Below are 16666 nucleotides of genomic sequence, written 5' to 3' on the forward strand. Positions count from 1 at the left end.
ATCATGGCCATTCTTCTTCTGGCTGATCACGACAATGCCCACCTCTCCGACCAGACTGCCAAGGCGCTGACGGCAGCCGCCAAGATCGGCGGGGACATTCATGTGTTGGTCGCTGGTTCCGGCGCCAAGGCAGCGGCCGAGCAGGCTGCCAAGCTTTCCGGCGTCGCAAAGGTATTGGTTGCCGAGGACGCCAGCCTTGCCAACAATCTGGCCGAGCCGCTGGCGGCGCTGATCGTGTCGCTGGCAGGTTCCTATGACGTGATCATCGGTGCCGCGACGTCGGTCGGCAAGAACGTGCTGCCGCGCGTCGCCGCCCTTCTCGACGTCGCCCAGGTCTCGGAGATCATCGAGGTCGTCTCGGCCGATACCTTCAAGCGGCCGATCTATGCCGGCAATGCCATTCAGACGGTGCAGTCGACCGACGCCAAGAAGGTCATCACCGTGCGCACGGCTTCGTTCGCCTCCGCCGCAGAAGGCGGCTCGGCCGCGATCGAGACTGTGTCGGCGGCTGCCGATCCGGCTCTCTCCACCTTCGTCGGCGATGCGCTGTCCTCTTCGGATCGTCCGGAGCTGACGTCGGCCAAGATCATCATCTCGGGCGGCCGCGCGCTGGGTTCGGCGGAAAAGTTCAAGGAAGTCATCCTGCCGGTTGCCGACAAGCTCGGCGCTGCCGTCGGTGCCTCGCGCGCCGCCGTCGATGCCGGCTATGCGCCGAACGACTGGCAGGTGGGGCAGACGGGCAAGGTGGTCGCACCGCAGCTCTACATCGCCTGCGGCATTTCCGGCGCGATCCAGCATCTGGCCGGCATGAAGGACAGTAAGGTCATCGTCGCGATCAACAAGGACGAAGAAGCCCCGATCTTCCAGATCGCCGACTATGGCCTCGTCGCTGACCTCTTCGAAGCCCTGCCCGAACTGCAAAAGGCGCTTTGATCGCACCATTGACCTTCTCGCAGTTGCGAGAGACTGGAAAATCGTCTCTTATAGGTCTATCAATCTTTGCCGGGCTAGAAATAGCCCGGCAAATTTGTGGTTAAGAGCATAAGCGCATCGCCAGGAGCGCGCCGGGGAGTTGGCAATGAGTTCGCTGAAGACGATCGGTATTATCGGCGCGGGCCAGATGGGCTGCGGCATCGCGCACGTATCCGCGATGGCCGGCTACAAGGTCCATATCTACGATCTGTCGCAGGATCGCATCGAAAGCGGACTTGCCACCATCAACGGCAACCTTGCCCGCCAGGTCGCTTCCGGCAAGACCAGCGACGAGGAGCGCAGGGCAGCTCTTTCCCGCATCACCGGCTCGGCCGATCTCAACGACCTCGCCCAGGTCGATCTCGCCATCGAGGCTGCGACCGAAGACGAAAGTGTCAAGCGCAAGATCTATGCACAGGTATGTCCGGTGCTGAAGCCCGAAGCGCTGCTTGCCACCAATACCTCGTCGCTCTCGATCACCCGGCTCGCCTCTGCCACCGACCGCCCCGAGCGCTTCATGGGCATCCACTTCATGAACCCGGTCCCGGTCATGAAGCTGGTGGAGCTGGTACGCGGCATCGCCACCGACGAATCGACCTTCTCGACCGCCAAGGACTATGTCAGCTCGCTGGAAAAGACGATCACCGTCGCGGAAGACTTCCCGGCCTTCATCGTCAACCGTATCCTGCTGCCGATGATCAACGAGGCGATCTATACGCTCTATGAAGGTGTCGGCACCGTCGATGCTATCGACACCGCCATGCGGCTCGGCGCCAACCATCCGATGGGCCCGCTGCAGCTTGCCGACTTCATCGGCCTCGATACCTGCCTGTCGATCATGCAGGTGCTGCATGACGGGCTTGCCGATTCCAAATACCGCCCCTGCCCGCTGCTGGTGAAATATGTCGAAGCCGGCTGGCTCGGCCGCAAATCCGGCCGTGGCTTCTACGACTATCGCGGCGAAGTGCCGGTCCCGACGCGCTGATCGTCAAGCGCTCCACCGCCGCAATTGAGGTTCTCGCCACCCGCGATCAGGCGCTCTTCGCCCAGAACGTGTCTGCTGCCGAAACCGAAGAACGATACTCCTTCGCCCGCCGCTCCAGAAGGCGCTCGAAGGCCTGCTTGATTCGGATCACATGCGGGTTCTTATATTCAAAGCCGGCATTGTGAAGGTGGACCAGCATCGACGCGTTGACCTCGAAGATCACCACCCTGCCCTCGGAATCGAGTGAGCAATCGATTCCGAAATAATCGAGACCGATCTGGCGGCGTATGGCATCGAGGACAGCCATGCCTTTCGCCCCGAAAACACGTTCGGGCTCATTGAGAAAGGCCTCTTCTTCCCTGCGCATCCATTCGATGCCGGCCATGCGCGTCGAGGCGTGATGCACCTTCCAGCCATCGCCTATCGCCAGATGATAGGGAAGTATCTGGTCCCCGACGAAAATGAAGCGATATTTGCGAAAGAAGCCATCGGGTGAACTGTAGTTGACGAAGTCAGTCAGATAGAGGGTCCGCTCGCCGGCCTCTTCGGCAAAGCGCGACAATGTATCGGCGTCCCCGGCCAGTTCCATCATGTCGCCGCCATGCTTGCCCGCATGGCGCACGATCAACGGAAAAGCATTCATATCCCCGTCGCGCACCCGCCGCCGCAGATCCTTGGCTTCGATCCTGGTCGTCGCCGGCATGACAGCATCCTCAACCCCGCTCAAACGCCGGGAAATGGACTCGCGATCCGTCGCCAGCATTAGCCGGGGATGATTGACGACCGGCCTGTGCAGGGAATCGGCGAGATCGATGGCGGAAGCCATGACATCGAGCCCGAAATCGGTCTCCGAAACGAGATTGACGACGACATCAACCTGATCGCTGCAGTCCTGCGGGTCGTTGCGATAGTGGCGCAAGGCAAAGAGCACGTCGGCATCGAAGCAACTGTCTCTGATCAGATCCTCATAGGGCGTGTTGCCGGCTTCGGGTGAGAAGAGCAGAAGTGCCCGGAATTTTGCAGGCTTCGTCGCCGCCGGGTGATTGCGGACCACCCCCATCTCGGCGACGGTTTGAAAGCACGCATGTGCAACTGCCGGATGTTCCAGCTTGAGTTCGAGCTTTCCGCAAAGAATGAGCGCTTCGCGATTGTCCGGTTCGACACGCAGCGCTCGTTGAGCCGTGACCAACGCATCGCCGAAACGTCCCAGCGCGTCGAGCGCCAGCGCCTTGTTGAAGAAACAGCTAAAATCCTCGGGACAACGCGACAGCCCCTTGTCATAGGCTGCGATTGCCTTGTCGAAATCGCGGTACTTCTGAAGAAGGTCCCCAAGCCGCGACCACGATGTCACGTCCTCGGGCGACATATGGCAGCTGCGCAACGCCGCCTGCATGGCCTCCGGCACTTTGCCCAGCGACTCGATGACCTCCGCACGCTTGCCGAAGGCCAGCTTATAGTCGCTCTTGAGAGAAATTGCCCGATCGAGACTTGCAAGCGCTTCGATCGACCGCCCCAACTCTAGGAGCACGAAACCTTGACGATACCAGGACACCGCATCATCAGGCTGTGCTGCAATCGCTCTTTCGCCGCACCGCAACGCCCTGCCAAAGTCGCCGCTGCCTTGATATGCCATACCGAGACCGGACACGGCTTGAATACAATCCGGCTCGAGAGCAAGCGCGGTCTCGAACCACACAATAGCATCCTGCGGCTTGCCGACATGCAGCAGCAAAGATCCGAGCGTGTTGCATATCGTTGGTTCGCGGCTAACAAGCTCGCGGGCCAATAGCAATGTTTTGATGGCGTCGTCATAACGACCGGCATCCATCAAGGTCTCGGCCTGCGCCAAGATAGAAGGAACCACCGATGCATCGGGTGAAGCATGCGCGGGAGACTGATTCATCTGGATCGATTTCAAAAAGGACCTGGGGGTGATTCCAGCCTCTCAGCTGAGGCTTACCCGAGGATGACCTTCGCGCTCGGTTCCGGATACTGTATCTAATGATGAAGCAGGAGCACGGGCAGCCTTTGAACAACGAAGGTGGGCGTTGGACCCGCGAAGCCGCTCAAACCGAGGAGCGGCCTCTACGACAGGTATGCTATCGCCGTCCCGCACGGTCAGGAGATCCAAATGCAGGAACAGAAACGATCGGTTATTCCACCGCAGTCAGGGCACTCGTTCCGGCTGAAAAAAGGCGAGCTTGCACGGGTGATCGATCCGGAAGGTCAGCAGGTTGCCGACATGTGGGCTTTCACGTCGAATGGCGACGGCCTGGATTGGCTCAGCGCGTCGCAGACCCGCGACATCACCGAACGCCTCTTCCCGCGGGCGGGAGAATGCTTCTACAGTGAGAAAGGGCACCCGCTTCTGACATTGGTGGAGGACAATTCGCCGGGTCCTCACGACATGCTGTTCCCGCCCTGCGACACCGCTCTTTACGCACGCGCCGGGCTGCACGACCATCCCAATTGCTACGACAATTTCCTCGGCGCTTTGCGCGAAGCGGGGATGACCGTGCCTTTCGTGCCCAACCCGGTGAACCTGTTCCAGAACTCGCCGCCGCAACCCGATGGCCGGCTTGAGGTGCTTGCCTCCAGGAATCCGCCCGGTGGCAACGTTCTGCTGCGCGCCGAAGCCGACATACTTCTTGTCGTGACGGCCTGCTCCGTCGATTACCATCCGACCAACGGCGAAAAGTGCACGGAAATTATCATCGAGATCGATGGGTGATCGGACGATGCCAGGCATCGCCCGACACGGATCTGGTGCCGTTGGTTTGGCGCATCAAATCCCGGCAGCCGCCTTCACCAGGTTCTTGGCATCCTCGCTGTCCCAGACGGCCGGACCGTTCATGGCCGACAGCAGGCAGCCCTTGTTGTCGATGAGCAGCGTCACCGGCAGGCCGAAGGCGAGGCCCTGCTTTTTCAGCACGTTGAACACGCCCATGGTGTTGTCGCGATAGTAGCCGAGCTTGTCGATGGCATATTCCGCGCGGAAGGCCTTTGTCTTTTCATCGTCGCCGGTATCGATGTTGACGGCAACCACCTCGAACTTGTCGTTGCCGACGCTCTTTTCAAGCGCATTCAGCGCTGGCATTTCCTCGCGGCATGGTACGCACCACGTTGCCCAGACATTCAAGAGCACGGTCTTGCCGGCGAAACTGCTGATCGACAGCGGCTGCCCCTCGGCACCCTTGAAGGAAACATCCTTGAGTGAAATCGGCGCCGGCGGCACGCTCATGGCAGCGACCTGACCCTTGGTGAAGGGCTTTAAGGCAGCAGCACGATCCCTGGCCGATCCGCATTGATCGGCTGCGGCGGTTTCACCAACGCCATTGCCATACCCCGCCTCCTTCACGTATACCGCTGCCGCGCCGGCAATAACCCCAGCTACGGCGGCGAGCATAACAAGTTTCATGGACGGCAGACCGAACGGCTTCTTTGCTGTCATTACATTCTCCAGGTGGGCATCTCATGACTGACGGCACGGACACCAAATCCTCCAACCAGATGTGGGGCGGGCGTTTCGCTTCCGGCCCCGCGGCGATCATGGAGGAGATAAATGCCTCGATCGGTTTCGACAAGAAGCTGTTTGCTCAGGATATCCGCGGCTCAATCGCGCATGCAAGCATGCTGGCGCATCAAGGCATCATTTCAACCGAGGATAAAGACAAGATCGTTCACGGCCTGAACACGATCCTGTCAGAGATCGAGAGCGGCAATTTCGAATTCTCGCGCCGTCTCGAAGACATCCATATGAACATCGAGGCGCGGCTTGCAACGCTCATCGGCCCCGCCGCCGGCCGCCTGCATACCGCCCGCTCGCGCAACGACCAGGTGGCGCTCGATTTCCGCCTGTGGGTCAAGGAAGAGCTGCAGAAGTGCGAGCAGGCGCTGACCGATCTCATCGCGGCCTTCCTTGAGCGCGCGGAAGAGCATGCGGAAACCGTCATGCCGGGCTTCACGCATCTGCAGACTGCGCAGCCGGTCACCTTCGGCCATCATTGCATGGCCTATGTCGAAATGTTCGGCCGCGATCGCTCGCGCGTGCGCCACGCCATCGAGCATATGGACGAATCGCCGATCGGCGCAGCGGCTCTCGCCGGCACCGGCTTCCCGATCGATCGCCATATGACCGCGAAGGCACTCGGCTTCCGCGAGCCGACCCGCAATTCGATCGACACCGTCTCCGACCGCGATTTCGCGCTGGAATTCCTGTCGATCGCCGCCATATCAGGCATGCACCTGTCGCGGCTCGCCGAAGAGATCGTCATCTGGTCGACGCCGCAATTCGGCTTCGTGCGCCTCTCCGACGCCTTCTCCACCGGCTCCTCCATTATGCCGCAGAAGAAGAACCCCGACGCTGCCGAGCTGGTGCGCGCCAAGACCGGCCGCATCAACGGCTCGCTGATCGCCCTTCTGACCATCATGAAGGGCCTGCCGCTCGCCTATTCCAAGGACATGCAGGAAGACAAGGAACAGGTCTTCGACGCCGCAGAAAGCCTTGAACTCGCCATCGCCGCAATGACCGGCATGGTACGCGACCTGACGATCAATACCGCCCGCATGAAGGCCGCCGCCGGCTCCGGCTATTCCACCGCCACAGATCTTGCCGATTGGCTGGTGCGCGAGGCGGGCCTGCCCTTCCGCGATGCCCATCACGTGACGGGACGCGCCGTGGCGCTCGCAGAAAGCAAATCCTGCGAACTGGCGGAACTGTCGCTCGCAGACCTGCAGGCGATCCATCCCGACATCACCGACAAGATTTTCGATGTTCTGACGGTCGAAGCCTCGGTTGCCAGCCGCAAGAGCTTCGGCGGCACGGCCCCTTCGGAAGTGCGCAAGCAGATCGCTTTCTGGCGCGCTCGCAACTGAAAAGACTGACGAAAACGGGACTCAAACAATCGGGGTGCACAAGCGCGGGAAACTTCGCTAAGAAGAGTGACTTTCGCGCTTGTGCCGGACGATTTTCGGTCGAAACGACTGGAAATCATCCGGCTCTAAAACCAAAGAAATAGAGCATGATGTTATCCGAAAGCCATTCAAACTTTTCGGCATCATGCTCTAGCCGCCCAAGAGGATTTCGATGCAGATCAACATGCCGCACATCATCCGCCTGACCGTCGTGCTTTCGGTCGTCGGCCTTGCCGTCGTCGGATGTGGCCGCAAAGGCCCTCTCGATCCTCCGAGTGCTCATGCGACCAAGGGCGGTGACGTCTCCAAGCCGACGAAGGAGCCGGGTACGGAGGACAAGAAATTCTTCCTCGACCCGCTTCTCTGATTAGGCAGCGACCGTGAACCATTTTGAGTATCGCGCCGGCATCCTCCACGCTGAGGATGTTCCGGTTCCAGAGATCGCCAAGGCGGTCGGCACGCCCTTCTATGTCTATTCAACGGCAACGCTGGAGCGCCACTATCGCGTCTTCGCGGAGGCCTTCGGCGACGTCGATGCCATGGTCTGTTACGCCATGAAGGCCAATTCCAACCAGGCGGTGCTAAAGACGCTCGGCCGTCTCGGCGCCGGCGTCGACGTCGTCTCGGTCGGCGAGTTGCGCCGCGCGCTGGCGGCAGGTATTCCGGCAAGCCGCATCATGTTCTCCGGCGTCGGCAAGACCGCGCAGGAAATGGATGTGGCGCTCGAAGCCGGCATCTATTGCTTCAACGTCGAGTCCGAACCGGAACTGGAAGTGCTGAACCAGCGCGCCGTCCGCGCCGGCAAGGTGGCGCCCGTCTCCTTCCGCATCAATCCGGATGTCGATGCCCGCACGCATGCGAAAATCTCGACGGGCAAGAAGGAAAACAAGTTCGGCATTTCCTGGCAGCGCGCCCGCGCCGTCTATGACCGTGCCGCCAGCCTGCCCGGTATCGAGGTCACCGGCATCGACATGCATATCGGCAGCCAGATCACCGAGCTGCAGCCGTTCGATGATGCCTTCAAGCTGCTGCGCGACCTCGTGGAAACGCTGCGTGGCGACGGCCATGATATCCATCACGTCGATATCGGCGGCGGCCTCGGCATCCCCTATCGCGACGACAACAATCCGCCGCCGCTCCCCGATGCCTATGCTGAGATCGTCAAGAACCAGCTGCGCGGGCTCAATTGCAGGATCGTCACGGAGCCCGGGCGCCTGATCGTCGGCAATGCCGGCATTCTGGTGACCGAAGTCATCTATGTGAAAGATGCCGGTAGCAAGAGCTTCATCATCGTCGATGGCGCCATGAACGACCTCATCCGCCCGACGCTCTACGAAGCCTATCACGAGATCCGCCCGGTCGTGACGAGTGCCGCCAGTACCACCCGCATCAAGGCCGATGTCGTCGGCCCCGTCTGCGAAACCGGCGATTATCTGGCGCTCGACCGCGAGATGGCACTGCCAAAGCCCGGCGATCTCCTCGCCGTTGGTTCGGCCGGCGCCTATGGCGCCGTGCAGGCCGGTACCTACAACAGTCGGCTCCTCGTTCCGGAAGTGCTGGTCAAGGGCAATGAGTTCCATGTCATCCGTCCGCGCGGGAGCTATGAGGATCTCATCGGCCTGGATTCGATCCCGGCCTGGCTTGAGGCGTGATCTGCTTGCCTTCATGAATTCGGACGGGACGGGAGGAATCTGCGCCCAGCCCGGCCGATCACGTTTCGGCGAAGTCTGATGAAAAAACAGCCTTTCAGGGTCGTTGCCCTCGTCTTCGCCACAAAGAATGTTATCTTTGAGGGAATGGCGTCTCGCCGGGCGCCGCGTGCGCAAGCGTGTGGGACGCCGCGCCATCCCCAACGGGCTATTAGCCATCAACGTCAGATCGGGAGAAGACCGGACCGATGACCAGCCCCAGCAACCCCAAGAAGGGCGCTTTCGCCACCCGTCCGGCGCTGGCGCGCATGGTTGCGGTCAAGCGTCTCTTTGCCCGGCTTGTGCTGGTTTCCGAACAGCTTCTGCCGCAGCTACTGCTGCCGGCCTCCATTCTGGCCCTGTTCCTGTCTGCCGCCTGGTTCGGCATTTTCCGCATTGCCCCGGATATGCTGCGCTTTCTGATGCTTGCCGTCTTCGCGGTCGGCTTCGTCGCTTCTCTCTATCCGCTGCGTCGCCTGTATTGGCCGGGCACCGCCGAGGCCGACCGGCTGCTGGAAGAGCGCAATGGCCTCGCGCACCAGCCCGTCGCCGTGCAGGAGGACGAGCCGGCGCTCGATACACCCTTTGCACGCGCACTCTGGCGCGAACATCAAACCCGCATGGCAGAACGCATCGCCGCTCTGGATGCCGGCCTGCCGAGACCGGATATCACCCGCTACGACCAGTTCGCACTGCGCGCGATCCCCGTGTTGCTGATGGTGACAGCCTTCAGCTTCTCCATGTCCAACAGCGGCGGCTCGCTGGGCGATGCCTTCACAGCGTCCACCTCGACGTCAACCAATCCCGATGTGCGCATCGACGCCTGGGTTACCCCACCCTATTACACCGGCGAAGCGCCGATCTATCTGACCGGCAATGTCGACAATGCCGGCAACAGCCTGAACGTGCCACAATTCTCCGAGCTTACCGTGCGGGTTTCGGGAACTGCCAGCGACGAGAAGGTGCTGTTTCAGGCGACCGGCGCCGAGAAGGGTATCGAAATCCCCGAGCAAACGGCCGATGCCGACAAACAAAGCCCCGCCGGCGCAAAGCCGGCAACGCCAGCCGCCATACCTGCCGCGGCAAGCGGCGGCAATGTCCCAGCAGCGGACGCGATGGTTGCCCACACCCACATCCTCAAGCTCGAGAAGGGAGGTGAGCTGACCGTCAACGGCAAGTCCTGGTCCTTCAACGTCGTCATCGACAAGCCGCCGGAGATCAGCTTCGACGGCATTCCGCATGCGACGGCAAGCGGCGCGCTGGAACTCGGCTTCAAGGTCAAGGATGACTATGGCGTCGAGGAGGCCCGTGCCGAAATCGTGCCGGTCGACTCCGATCCCACAGCGACCCCGCTCTATGGGCTGCCGGAATACAAGCTGGAAGTCCCGCGTCGCGACCGCCGCAACGGCAAGGGTCTGGCAAGCCATGATCTGACCCAGGACCCGCTTGCCGGCAAACGGGTCCGGATCACGCTCGTTGCCAAGGACGGTGCCGGCCAAACCGGTCGCAGCGCCCCTTATGAGATGGTGCTGCCATCCCGCAATTTCAGCCAGCCGCTTGCCGCTGCCGTGGCCGAGGAACGCCAGGTTTTCGCACTCGACACCCGCAAGATGCCGGAGGCGATAGAGCTCAACAAGTCGCTGACCATCCGCCCCGAAGAGACCATTCCCGATCTCGGCAATTTTCTCGCGATCAAGTCGGCTCTGTCGCGGATGAAGCTCGCGAGCAGCGAAGCCTCGCTGAAGGATACCGCCGATTATCTCTGGCAGATCGCGCTTGGCATGGAAGACGCGCAGCTCACCGATGCGGAAAAGGCGCTGCGCGATGCGCAACAGAAGCTCTCCGACGCCCTGCAGCGCAATGCTTCCGACGCGGAGATCAAGAAGCTCACGGACGAGCTGCGCAAGGCGATGGACGCCTATATGAAGGAGCTGGCCGAGCGCATGCGTAACATGCCCGCCCAGCCGAACCAGCGCGCCGCCAATATCCTGCGCCAGCAGGACCTGCAGCGCATGATGGACCAGATCGAAAATCTCGCCCGCTCCGGCAATCGCGAGGCCGCCCAACAGATGCTCTCCCAGCTGCAGCAGCTGATGAATAGCCTGCAGGCCGGCAAGCCGCAGCCCGGACAACAGCAGAACCAGGCGGCAAATGACAAGATGCGCGAGCAGATGGACAAGCTCGGCCGCATCATGCGCGACCAGCAGAAGCTGATGGATCAGACCTTCAAGCTCGATCAGGCCATGCGCGACCGTATGCAGCGCGGCGATTCCAACGAGGATGGCGACGGCCTGATGGACCAGCCGCTGCCTGGCCTCAACGACCCAGCGCGTCCGGATATGGGTCAGCGCAACCAGGGCCAGCAGGATCAGCAGCAGGGCCAGAATAAGCAGAGCCAAAAGGATGGCGACCCAACCGACAACATGACGGCGGATCAACTGCGCGATGCGCTGAAGCAGTTGCGGCAGCAGCAGGAGGATCTCGGCAAGCAGCTCGGCGAACTTCAAAAAAACCTGGGCTCGCTGGGCATGAAGCCGAACCAGAACTACGGCAAGGCGCAGCAGGAAATGAAGGGCGCCTCAGGCCAGCTTGCCGAGGGCAATGGCGAAGGCGCCGTGCAAGGCCAGGGACGCGCTCTCGATGCCCTGCGCAAGGGCACGCGCGAGATGATGAACCAGCTCATGGCGCAGATGCAGCAGGGGCAAGGCCAGGGTCAGGGTCAGATGCCCGGACAGATGGGCCAGGGCGGTCAGAACGGCCGCGATCCGCTCGGCAGGTCACGCAATGATGGCGGCCCCATGGACAATTCTGATGACAACATGGTGCCGGACGTCATTCAAGCAGAGCGCGCGCGCCAAATTCTCGATGCCATTCGCGAAAGGCTGAGCAACAACCCATCGCTGAGCGAGGAGCGGCGCTATCTGGAGCGACTGCTGAATCTCGGGCCGTAAGATAATCCCCCTGCGAAGTGACCGATGCTGTCATGCTCGCCGCAGAGGAATGAGATGGAAACCAAGCTTGCGAGTATTTCGGATCTGCCCGTCACCACCGGCTTGCCGGGCATTCCCCAGGCAGACGCGCGATTGAACGGCAAGCACGAGGTCAGGCTGGCCAAGGCAGTGGGAATCACGCAATTCGGCATCAATCTCGTCACCCTCGACCCCGGAGGCATGTCGTCGTCGCGCCACTGGCATATGGCGGAAGACGAATTTCTCTATGTGCTGGCGGGGACACCGACGCTGGTCGATGAAAACGGCCACCATATACTCGGAGCTGGCGACATCGTGGGATTTCCGGCAGGGCAGCCCAATGCCCATCATCTGCTCAACCACTCCGCCGAAGCGGTGATGATGATCGTCGTCGGCTCAAGAAAGCCGGGGGAGGAAACGATCCACTACCCCGATGACGACTTCGGACCCATTCACAAATGATGATGACGTCAGCACAGGCACAGCTGTGCTGACAACGGACGAACGTCAGGCAGCCAATGCGCGGGCAACGGCCTTGCGGATATCGGGCAGTGCAAACGGCTTGGCCACGACGTCGACGATCTTTTCCATGAGGTCGTCGGCGCGCTCGCGCTGCTCGGCATAGCCGGTCATGAGCAAGATCTTCATCCCCGGGCAGGTCGAATGCGCCTGATGGGCAAGCTCGATGCCGTCCATCACAGGCATGCGGATGTCCGAAAGCAGGAGGTCGTAGCCGCCCGCCTTCAATTTCTCCAAGCCCTCCGCGCCGTCAGCTGCCTCTTCGGTCTCGTGACCGTCCAAGCGCAGCGCGCGGGCGACGAAGCTGCGAAGCGAGTCTTCGTCTTCCGTGATCAGAATTTTTGCCATGGTCCGTGCTCCTGGTCCGTCATGTTCCGCGACCGAAATCACCAGAATTCCGTTTGCGATCGGTAAACGACGGGCAGGCGATCAGGCTCCGTGGTTAATGGTTCGTCATCACTGGAGCAGAATGGGACAGGCGGATGACCCGCCTGCATTAACTTAAGATCAGGCCTCCGCGTCACCCGTGACGACGCCGACGAAGGGCAGTTCGCGGAAGGCGTAGGCGACATCCATGCCATAGCCGACGACGAAATAATCGGGGCATTCGAAGCCGACATAATCAGCCTCCAGCTCTTCCTGGCGCTTGACACTCTTGTCGAGCAACACGGCAAGCGTGACATTGCGGGCGCCGCGCTCATAGAGCAGTTCCTTGGCGAAACGCAGCGTGCGGCCCGATTCCAGAATATCGTCGATCAACAGGACATCGCGATCCTTCACATCGCTGTCGATGTCCTTGACGATGCGCACGCCCTGCGAGGTCGTGCCGGCGCCGTAGCTCGAAAGGGTGATGAATTCGACCTCCGGGGCAAGCCCGGTCTCATGCAAGGCGCGCAGCAAATCCGCGGCGAAGATGAAAGAACCCTTGAGGATGGCGATGACGAGGAGATCTTTCGTCGGCCCGCTGGCGATTTCCTTCGCCAAGACATGATTGCGCTCGGCAATCTGCTCGGCAGTGAAAAGCGGCTCGATATTCTTCCCGCGTACGACAGGCATTGATTGGCATGCTCCATGGCTGCGCGGCCCCTGGCCGCCGATCAAGCCTTAGCCCGTAGCACAATCGGCAAGCCCGACACACCCCCAGAAGCGGATGATTTTAGGTCGATTCCACCTAAAATCCGAATCCGCTCTGGAATCAAACAGGTTGAGCATGATGTCGCCCGAAAGCCGCACGCGCTTTTCGGCATCATGCTTCAAGGCATGAAGGAAAGCCGAACATCCGGCGTTTTTCCACCGGGATGCTGCAATCGCGTCGAGAATCCGCGGCTCTCATGCGGCCCGAGACGATCGACCGGCGTATCGACGACGATGCTCCTGACCAACTGATCCCCAGCGAAAAGATCGGCGCGCACCTCCGGAACCGAAAGCGTGGCGCCGCTGACATTTTCGATGATTCCGTTCAATCTCAGGACGGGCAGACCATTCTCATCGCGTGGCGTCAGCGTCACATGCGAGAACTGCAGAGGCTCGGCCGCTGTCTCGGCTGGCGCGCCCGATAGGCCGGAGAAGCCACCGGAAAGACCGAAGATCAATACAGCGAGACAAACGATGAGCGCCACGAAGCTGCGCCGCGACGCCTGCTGCAAAACCTCTTCGGCGCCACGCAGAACGGACAGGATGCGCGCGAGGGCCGTTTTGCGCGCCGCCGGCTGTGGCTTTGATTGGATACGCCCGCCATAGCGCATGTTGACGCCCGATGCGGCCCGTCCGCGCGCACTGGAAACGGTCACGAATTCGGCATCGACGATATCGGGCTTCGGCATGACGTAATGCGCCTGGCCCGATCCCGCTCCGCGCTCGGGCGGAATGAGGTCATAAACCAGCCCCGTCTGCTGTTGACGGTGGCGAAAAGCGCCCATGATGGCCTCCCGTTGCGGTGATCCACATGGTTTCGACGCCCATTGCCAATCTGGGCATTGAAACGAATCCTGCCCAGTCGTAAATTTTATTGGTTAATGCTTCGCAAAGATCGCCATGAATGGGGCGCCTTTCCAGAAAAATTTACCGGCTGTTAATGCCATTGGTTAACAAGTCGCCTGATTGAACCCTGCGGAAGACTGGACTGCCCGTTGATTCATTTTGAGAACGTCGGTTTGCGCTACGGCATGGGTCCGGAAATCCTCCGTGACCTGAGCTTCGACATACCGAAAAAGTCGTTCCAGTTCCTGACCGGCCCTTCGGGCGCCGGCAAGACGACGCTGCTGCGCCTGCTCTTCATGTCGTTGCAGCCGACCCGCGGGCTGATCCGCATGTTCGACCGCGAGATATCCTCGATCCCCCGCAACGAGCTGCCGCTCTTGCGCCGCCGCGTCGGTATCGTCTTCCAGGATTTCCGGCTGCTCGAGCATCTGACGACCTACGAAAACGTCGCTCTCCCTTTGCGCGTGCGCGGCAAGGAGGAAAGCTCCTACCGCACCGACGTCCTCGAACTGCTGAAATGGGTGGGTCTCGGCGAACGCATCAATGTGCTGCCGCCGGTGCTTTCGGGCGGCGAGAAGCAGCGCGCCGCCATCGCCCGCGCGCTCATCGACCGCCCTGAAATCCTGCTTGCCGACGAGCCCACGGGCAATGTCGACCCGCCGATGGCCCGTCGCCTGCTCAATCTCTTTCTGGAACTCAATCGCCTCGGCACGGCCGTCGTCATCGCCACGCACGATCTCGCCCTGATGGATCAGATCGAAGCCAGGCGCATGATTCTGTCGGGGGGGCATCTCGATATCTATGACTGAGCCCACCCCCCGCAGGAACGCCCCGAATGCGAGGGCTCAGCAGGCGCGGCAAGCGCCCACCCCTCCGGCTGAACGTAAGCGCCCGGAGATGCGTGTCCGCCCGACGGGACCGATCGTGCCGTCCTCCAATATTCAGGGCAATGCGCTGATCGTCGTCATCGCCATCATGGCCTTTCTCGCCTGCCTGACGCTCGGCGCGGTCAGCATGGTGCGCTCGACGGCGGCAAGCTGGGAGAGCCAGATCTCCCGCGAGATTACCATCCAGATCAAGCCGGACGACAATCTCGACATGGAAAAGGCGCTCGCGAGCGCCCGCGACATCGCGCTCAGCTTCGTCGGCACCAAATCCGGACAGATCGTCGACGAGGCCGCGACGGCCCGCCTGTTGGAACCCTGGCTCGGAGCCGGCCTCGATCTCAAGGAACTCCCCGTCCCGCGCCTCGTCATCATCACCATCGACGAGACGCATCCGCCTGACTTCGAGGCAATGCGCAGCCTGCTGAAGGCACAGATCCCGCAGGCGACGCTGGACGACCACCGCACCTGGGTCGACCGGCTCGTCTCCATGGCCCACACCACCGTCTTGATCGGCACCGGCGTTCTGCTGCTTGTTTTCACCGCCATGGTGCTGACGGTGGTCTTCGCCACGCGCGGCGCGCTCTCAGGCAATCGCCACATCGTCGAAGTGCTGCATTTCGTCGGGGCCGAAAGCACCTTCGTCGCCAATGAATTCCAGAAGCACTTCCTGAAAATCAGCCTCAAGGGGTCGGCAGCCGGCAGCGCGCTTGCCGCCCTGTTCTTCGCCAGCGCCGGCTTCCTGCAGAGCCGCACGATCGCCACGCCGCAGACCGATCAAGCAACGGCATTGTTCGGGACTTTCTCCGTCGGTGCGCTCGGCTATGTCGGCATTCTCGCCACCATGATCATCATCGCGCTGCTGACGACGCTGACGGCGCGCTTCACCGTCATGCGCACGATCTACGAGATCGATCTGATCCGTTCCGATCCCGGACGGTCGGATAGTGTGCAGAATTGACGCCGCAACGATGTTTTTTACCGCTTGCAAGCCCGTTCCTTGCCGCAATTAGCGTATAGTACCGAATCATGAGCATGGATCTGACGACTCGCAAGACCGTGAGTTCGCAGTCGCTTCGGGCGCGATCCCGCGGCGATGGTCCCGTGCGACGCAGCCTGTTCCGGCGGTTTTTGCGATGGGGCGGCTTCGCCTTCATTTTCCTGGTCGCCATCGTTTTCGGCGGCTTCCTGCATTTTGCCGATTCGATCACCAGCCTGAAGCCGCCGCTCGACCCCAAGGCCGATGCCATCGTCGTGCTGACGGGCGGCTACCAGCGTATCGATCAGGCGGTGGAACTGCTGCGCAGCGGCGCGGGCAACCGCCTGCTGATCTCGGGCGTGCATCCGACCACGACGCCGACGCAGATCCGCAAGCTGACGCAGAGCTCCACAAGCCTCTTCAGCTGCTGCGTCGACTTCGGCTACGACGCGCTCGATACGATCGGCAATGCGCGCGAAGCGGCAAAATGGATTCACGCCAGGGGCTATAAAAGCGTTCTCGTCGTGACCAACAACTATCATATGCCCCGCAGCCTCGCGGAGCTGAAATACGTCGACCCCTCGACGGATTTCATTCCCTATCCGGTCGTCAACTCCGATCTGAAGACCAAGAACTGGTTCACGGACCCGAACGCGCTGCGCACAATGATCTCGGAATATGCCAAGGTGCTTCTCGCCGGCGCCCGCAATATCACGGGACTGGGACGCCCCACCGGCCTGCGCTCGCGCCAGCCGGTGGAGGATGACGACTGAGTC

At 61.3% G+C, this 16666-nt stretch carries 16 protein-coding genes; 11 read left to right on the forward strand and 5 right to left on the reverse strand.

The annotated features are described in order from the left end of the window. Positions 1-3: 3 nt before the first annotated feature. Positions 4-933, forward strand: a complete 930-nt coding sequence (locus BJ928_RS21535) for an electron transfer flavoprotein subunit alpha/FixB family protein (RefSeq protein ID WP_047630773.1) — start codon at positions 4-6, stop codon at positions 931-933. 145 nt (positions 934-1078) lie between these two features. Beyond that, positions 1079-1957 carry a 3-hydroxybutyryl-CoA dehydrogenase gene (locus BJ928_RS21540; protein WP_047630772.1) on the forward strand — a complete coding sequence of 293 codons (879 nt, stop codon included), beginning with the start codon at positions 1079-1081 and terminating at the stop codon, positions 1955-1957. A gap of 46 nt (positions 1958-2003) precedes the next feature. Here BJ928_RS21540 and BJ928_RS21545 read toward each other — a convergent pair whose 3' ends face one another. Further along, positions 2004-3821 (reverse strand): tetratricopeptide repeat protein, encoded by a 1818-nt coding sequence (locus BJ928_RS21545; protein ID WP_183079440.1) that lies wholly within the window; start codon positions 3819-3821, stop codon positions 2004-2006. 267 nt (positions 3822-4088) lie between these two features. Here BJ928_RS21545 and BJ928_RS21550 point away from each other — a divergent pair, with 267 nt between their 5' ends. Then, positions 4089-4688, forward strand: a complete 600-nt coding sequence (locus BJ928_RS21550; protein ID WP_047630770.1) for an urea carboxylase-associated family protein — start codon at positions 4089-4091, stop codon at positions 4686-4688. A gap of 54 nt (positions 4689-4742) precedes the next feature. Here the strand turns inward: BJ928_RS21550 and BJ928_RS21555 are convergent, their stop codons facing one another. Beyond that, positions 4743-5408 carry a TlpA disulfide reductase family protein gene (locus BJ928_RS21555; RefSeq protein WP_047630769.1) on the reverse strand — a complete coding sequence of 222 codons (666 nt, stop codon included), beginning with the start codon at positions 5406-5408 and terminating at the stop codon, positions 4743-4745. 23 nt (positions 5409-5431) lie between these two features. Between BJ928_RS21555 and argH the strand changes: the two genes are divergently transcribed. The 5 genes from argH (at position 5432) to BJ928_RS21580 (ending at position 11990) form a co-directional block, all read left to right on the forward strand. After that, positions 5432-6832 carry an argininosuccinate lyase gene (argH, locus tag BJ928_RS21560; RefSeq protein WP_047630768.1) on the forward strand — a complete coding sequence of 467 codons (1401 nt, stop codon included), beginning with the start codon at positions 5432-5434 and terminating at the stop codon, positions 6830-6832. A gap of 211 nt (positions 6833-7043) precedes the next feature. Then, entirely contained in the window at positions 7044-7238 is a 195-nt protein-coding gene (locus tag BJ928_RS21565) for a lipoprotein (protein WP_015341316.1), read from the forward strand. Between the two features lie 13 nt (positions 7239-7251). Beyond that, a complete protein-coding gene (gene lysA, locus BJ928_RS21570) occupies positions 7252-8523 on the forward strand; it encodes a diaminopimelate decarboxylase (RefSeq protein WP_047630767.1) in 1272 nt (423 codons plus the stop codon). 245 nt (positions 8524-8768) lie between these two features. Further along, positions 8769-11510 carry a TIGR02302 family protein gene (locus BJ928_RS21575; RefSeq protein ID WP_047630766.1) on the forward strand — a complete coding sequence of 914 codons (2742 nt, stop codon included), beginning with the start codon at positions 8769-8771 and terminating at the stop codon, positions 11508-11510. 54 nt (positions 11511-11564) lie between these two features. Further along, positions 11565-11990, forward strand: a complete 426-nt coding sequence (locus tag BJ928_RS21580) for a cupin domain-containing protein (RefSeq protein ID WP_052227612.1) — start codon at positions 11565-11567, stop codon at positions 11988-11990. Between the two features lie 45 nt (positions 11991-12035). Here the strand turns inward: BJ928_RS21580 and BJ928_RS21585 are convergent, their stop codons facing one another. From BJ928_RS21585 to BJ928_RS21595, 3 genes are all read right to left on the reverse strand, one after another. Next, positions 12036-12395: a response regulator gene (locus BJ928_RS21585; protein WP_047630765.1), complete on the reverse strand. Its 360-nt coding sequence runs from the start codon at positions 12393-12395 to the stop codon at positions 12036-12038. A gap of 159 nt (positions 12396-12554) precedes the next feature. Continuing rightward, complete coding sequence (hpt, locus tag BJ928_RS21590) at positions 12555-13103, reverse strand: hypoxanthine phosphoribosyltransferase (RefSeq protein ID WP_047630764.1); 549 nt, start codon at positions 13101-13103, stop codon at positions 12555-12557. A 197-nt stretch (positions 13104-13300) separates the two neighbouring features. Further along, complete coding sequence (locus BJ928_RS21595; protein ID WP_047630763.1) at positions 13301-13966, reverse strand: hypothetical protein; 666 nt, start codon at positions 13964-13966, stop codon at positions 13301-13303. A gap of 210 nt (positions 13967-14176) precedes the next feature. Here BJ928_RS21595 and ftsE point away from each other — a divergent pair, with 210 nt between their 5' ends. The 3 genes from ftsE to BJ928_RS21610 all read left to right on the forward strand — a co-directional run bounded on the left by ftsE (position 14177) and on the right by BJ928_RS21610 (position 16663). Further along, entirely contained in the window at positions 14177-14836 is a 660-nt protein-coding gene (gene ftsE, locus BJ928_RS21600) for a cell division ATP-binding protein FtsE (protein WP_047630762.1), read from the forward strand. Between the two features lie 88 nt (positions 14837-14924). Continuing rightward, a complete protein-coding gene (locus BJ928_RS21605; RefSeq protein ID WP_047630761.1) occupies positions 14925-15872 on the forward strand; it encodes an ABC transporter permease in 948 nt (315 codons plus the stop codon). Positions 15873-15940: 68 nt separating this feature from the next. Beyond that, positions 15941-16663, forward strand: a complete 723-nt coding sequence (locus tag BJ928_RS21610; RefSeq protein WP_047630760.1) for a YdcF family protein — start codon at positions 15941-15943, stop codon at positions 16661-16663. Positions 16664-16666: the final 3 nt, after the last annotated feature.

This window comes from Rhizobium sp. WW_1 (assembly GCF_003610155.1).
GTDB classification, from domain to species: domain Bacteria; phylum Pseudomonadota; class Alphaproteobacteria; order Rhizobiales; family Rhizobiaceae; genus Rhizobium; species Rhizobium tropici_A.

What these genes read in the sequence shown, in the direction of transcription:
- BJ928_RS21535 (WP_047630773.1), top strand. Translation starts at nt 4, where the DNA reads ATGGCCATTCTTCTTCTGGCTGATCACGACAATGCCCACCTCTCCGAC.
- BJ928_RS21540 (WP_047630772.1), top strand. Translation starts at nt 1,079, where the DNA reads ATGAGTTCGCTGAAGACGATCGGTATTATCGGCGCGGGCCAGATGGGC.
- BJ928_RS21550 (WP_047630770.1), top strand. Translation starts at nt 4,089, where the DNA reads ATGCAGGAACAGAAACGATCGGTTATTCCACCGCAGTCAGGGCACTCG.
- BJ928_RS21555 (WP_047630769.1), bottom strand. Translation starts at nt 5,408, where the DNA reads ATGACAGCAAAGAAGCCGTTCGGTCTGCCGTCCATGAAACTTGTTATG.
- argH (WP_047630768.1), top strand. Translation starts at nt 5,432, where the DNA reads ATGACTGACGGCACGGACACCAAATCCTCCAACCAGATGTGGGGCGGG.
- BJ928_RS21565 (WP_015341316.1), top strand. Translation starts at nt 7,044, where the DNA reads ATGCAGATCAACATGCCGCACATCATCCGCCTGACCGTCGTGCTTTCG.
- BJ928_RS21575 (WP_047630766.1), top strand. Translation starts at nt 8,769, where the DNA reads ATGACCAGCCCCAGCAACCCCAAGAAGGGCGCTTTCGCCACCCGTCCG.
- BJ928_RS21580 (WP_052227612.1), top strand. Translation starts at nt 11,565, where the DNA reads ATGGAAACCAAGCTTGCGAGTATTTCGGATCTGCCCGTCACCACCGGC.
- BJ928_RS21585 (WP_047630765.1), bottom strand. Translation starts at nt 12,395, where the DNA reads ATGGCAAAAATTCTGATCACGGAAGACGAAGACTCGCTTCGCAGCTTC.
- hpt (WP_047630764.1), bottom strand. Translation starts at nt 13,103, where the DNA reads ATGCCTGTCGTACGCGGGAAGAATATCGAGCCGCTTTTCACTGCCGAG.
- BJ928_RS21595 (WP_047630763.1), bottom strand. Translation starts at nt 13,966, where the DNA reads ATGGGCGCTTTTCGCCACCGTCAACAGCAGACGGGGCTGGTTTATGAC.
- BJ928_RS21605 (WP_047630761.1), top strand. Translation starts at nt 14,925, where the DNA reads ATGCGTGTCCGCCCGACGGGACCGATCGTGCCGTCCTCCAATATTCAG.
- BJ928_RS21610 (WP_047630760.1), top strand. Translation starts at nt 15,941, where the DNA reads ATGAGCATGGATCTGACGACTCGCAAGACCGTGAGTTCGCAGTCGCTT.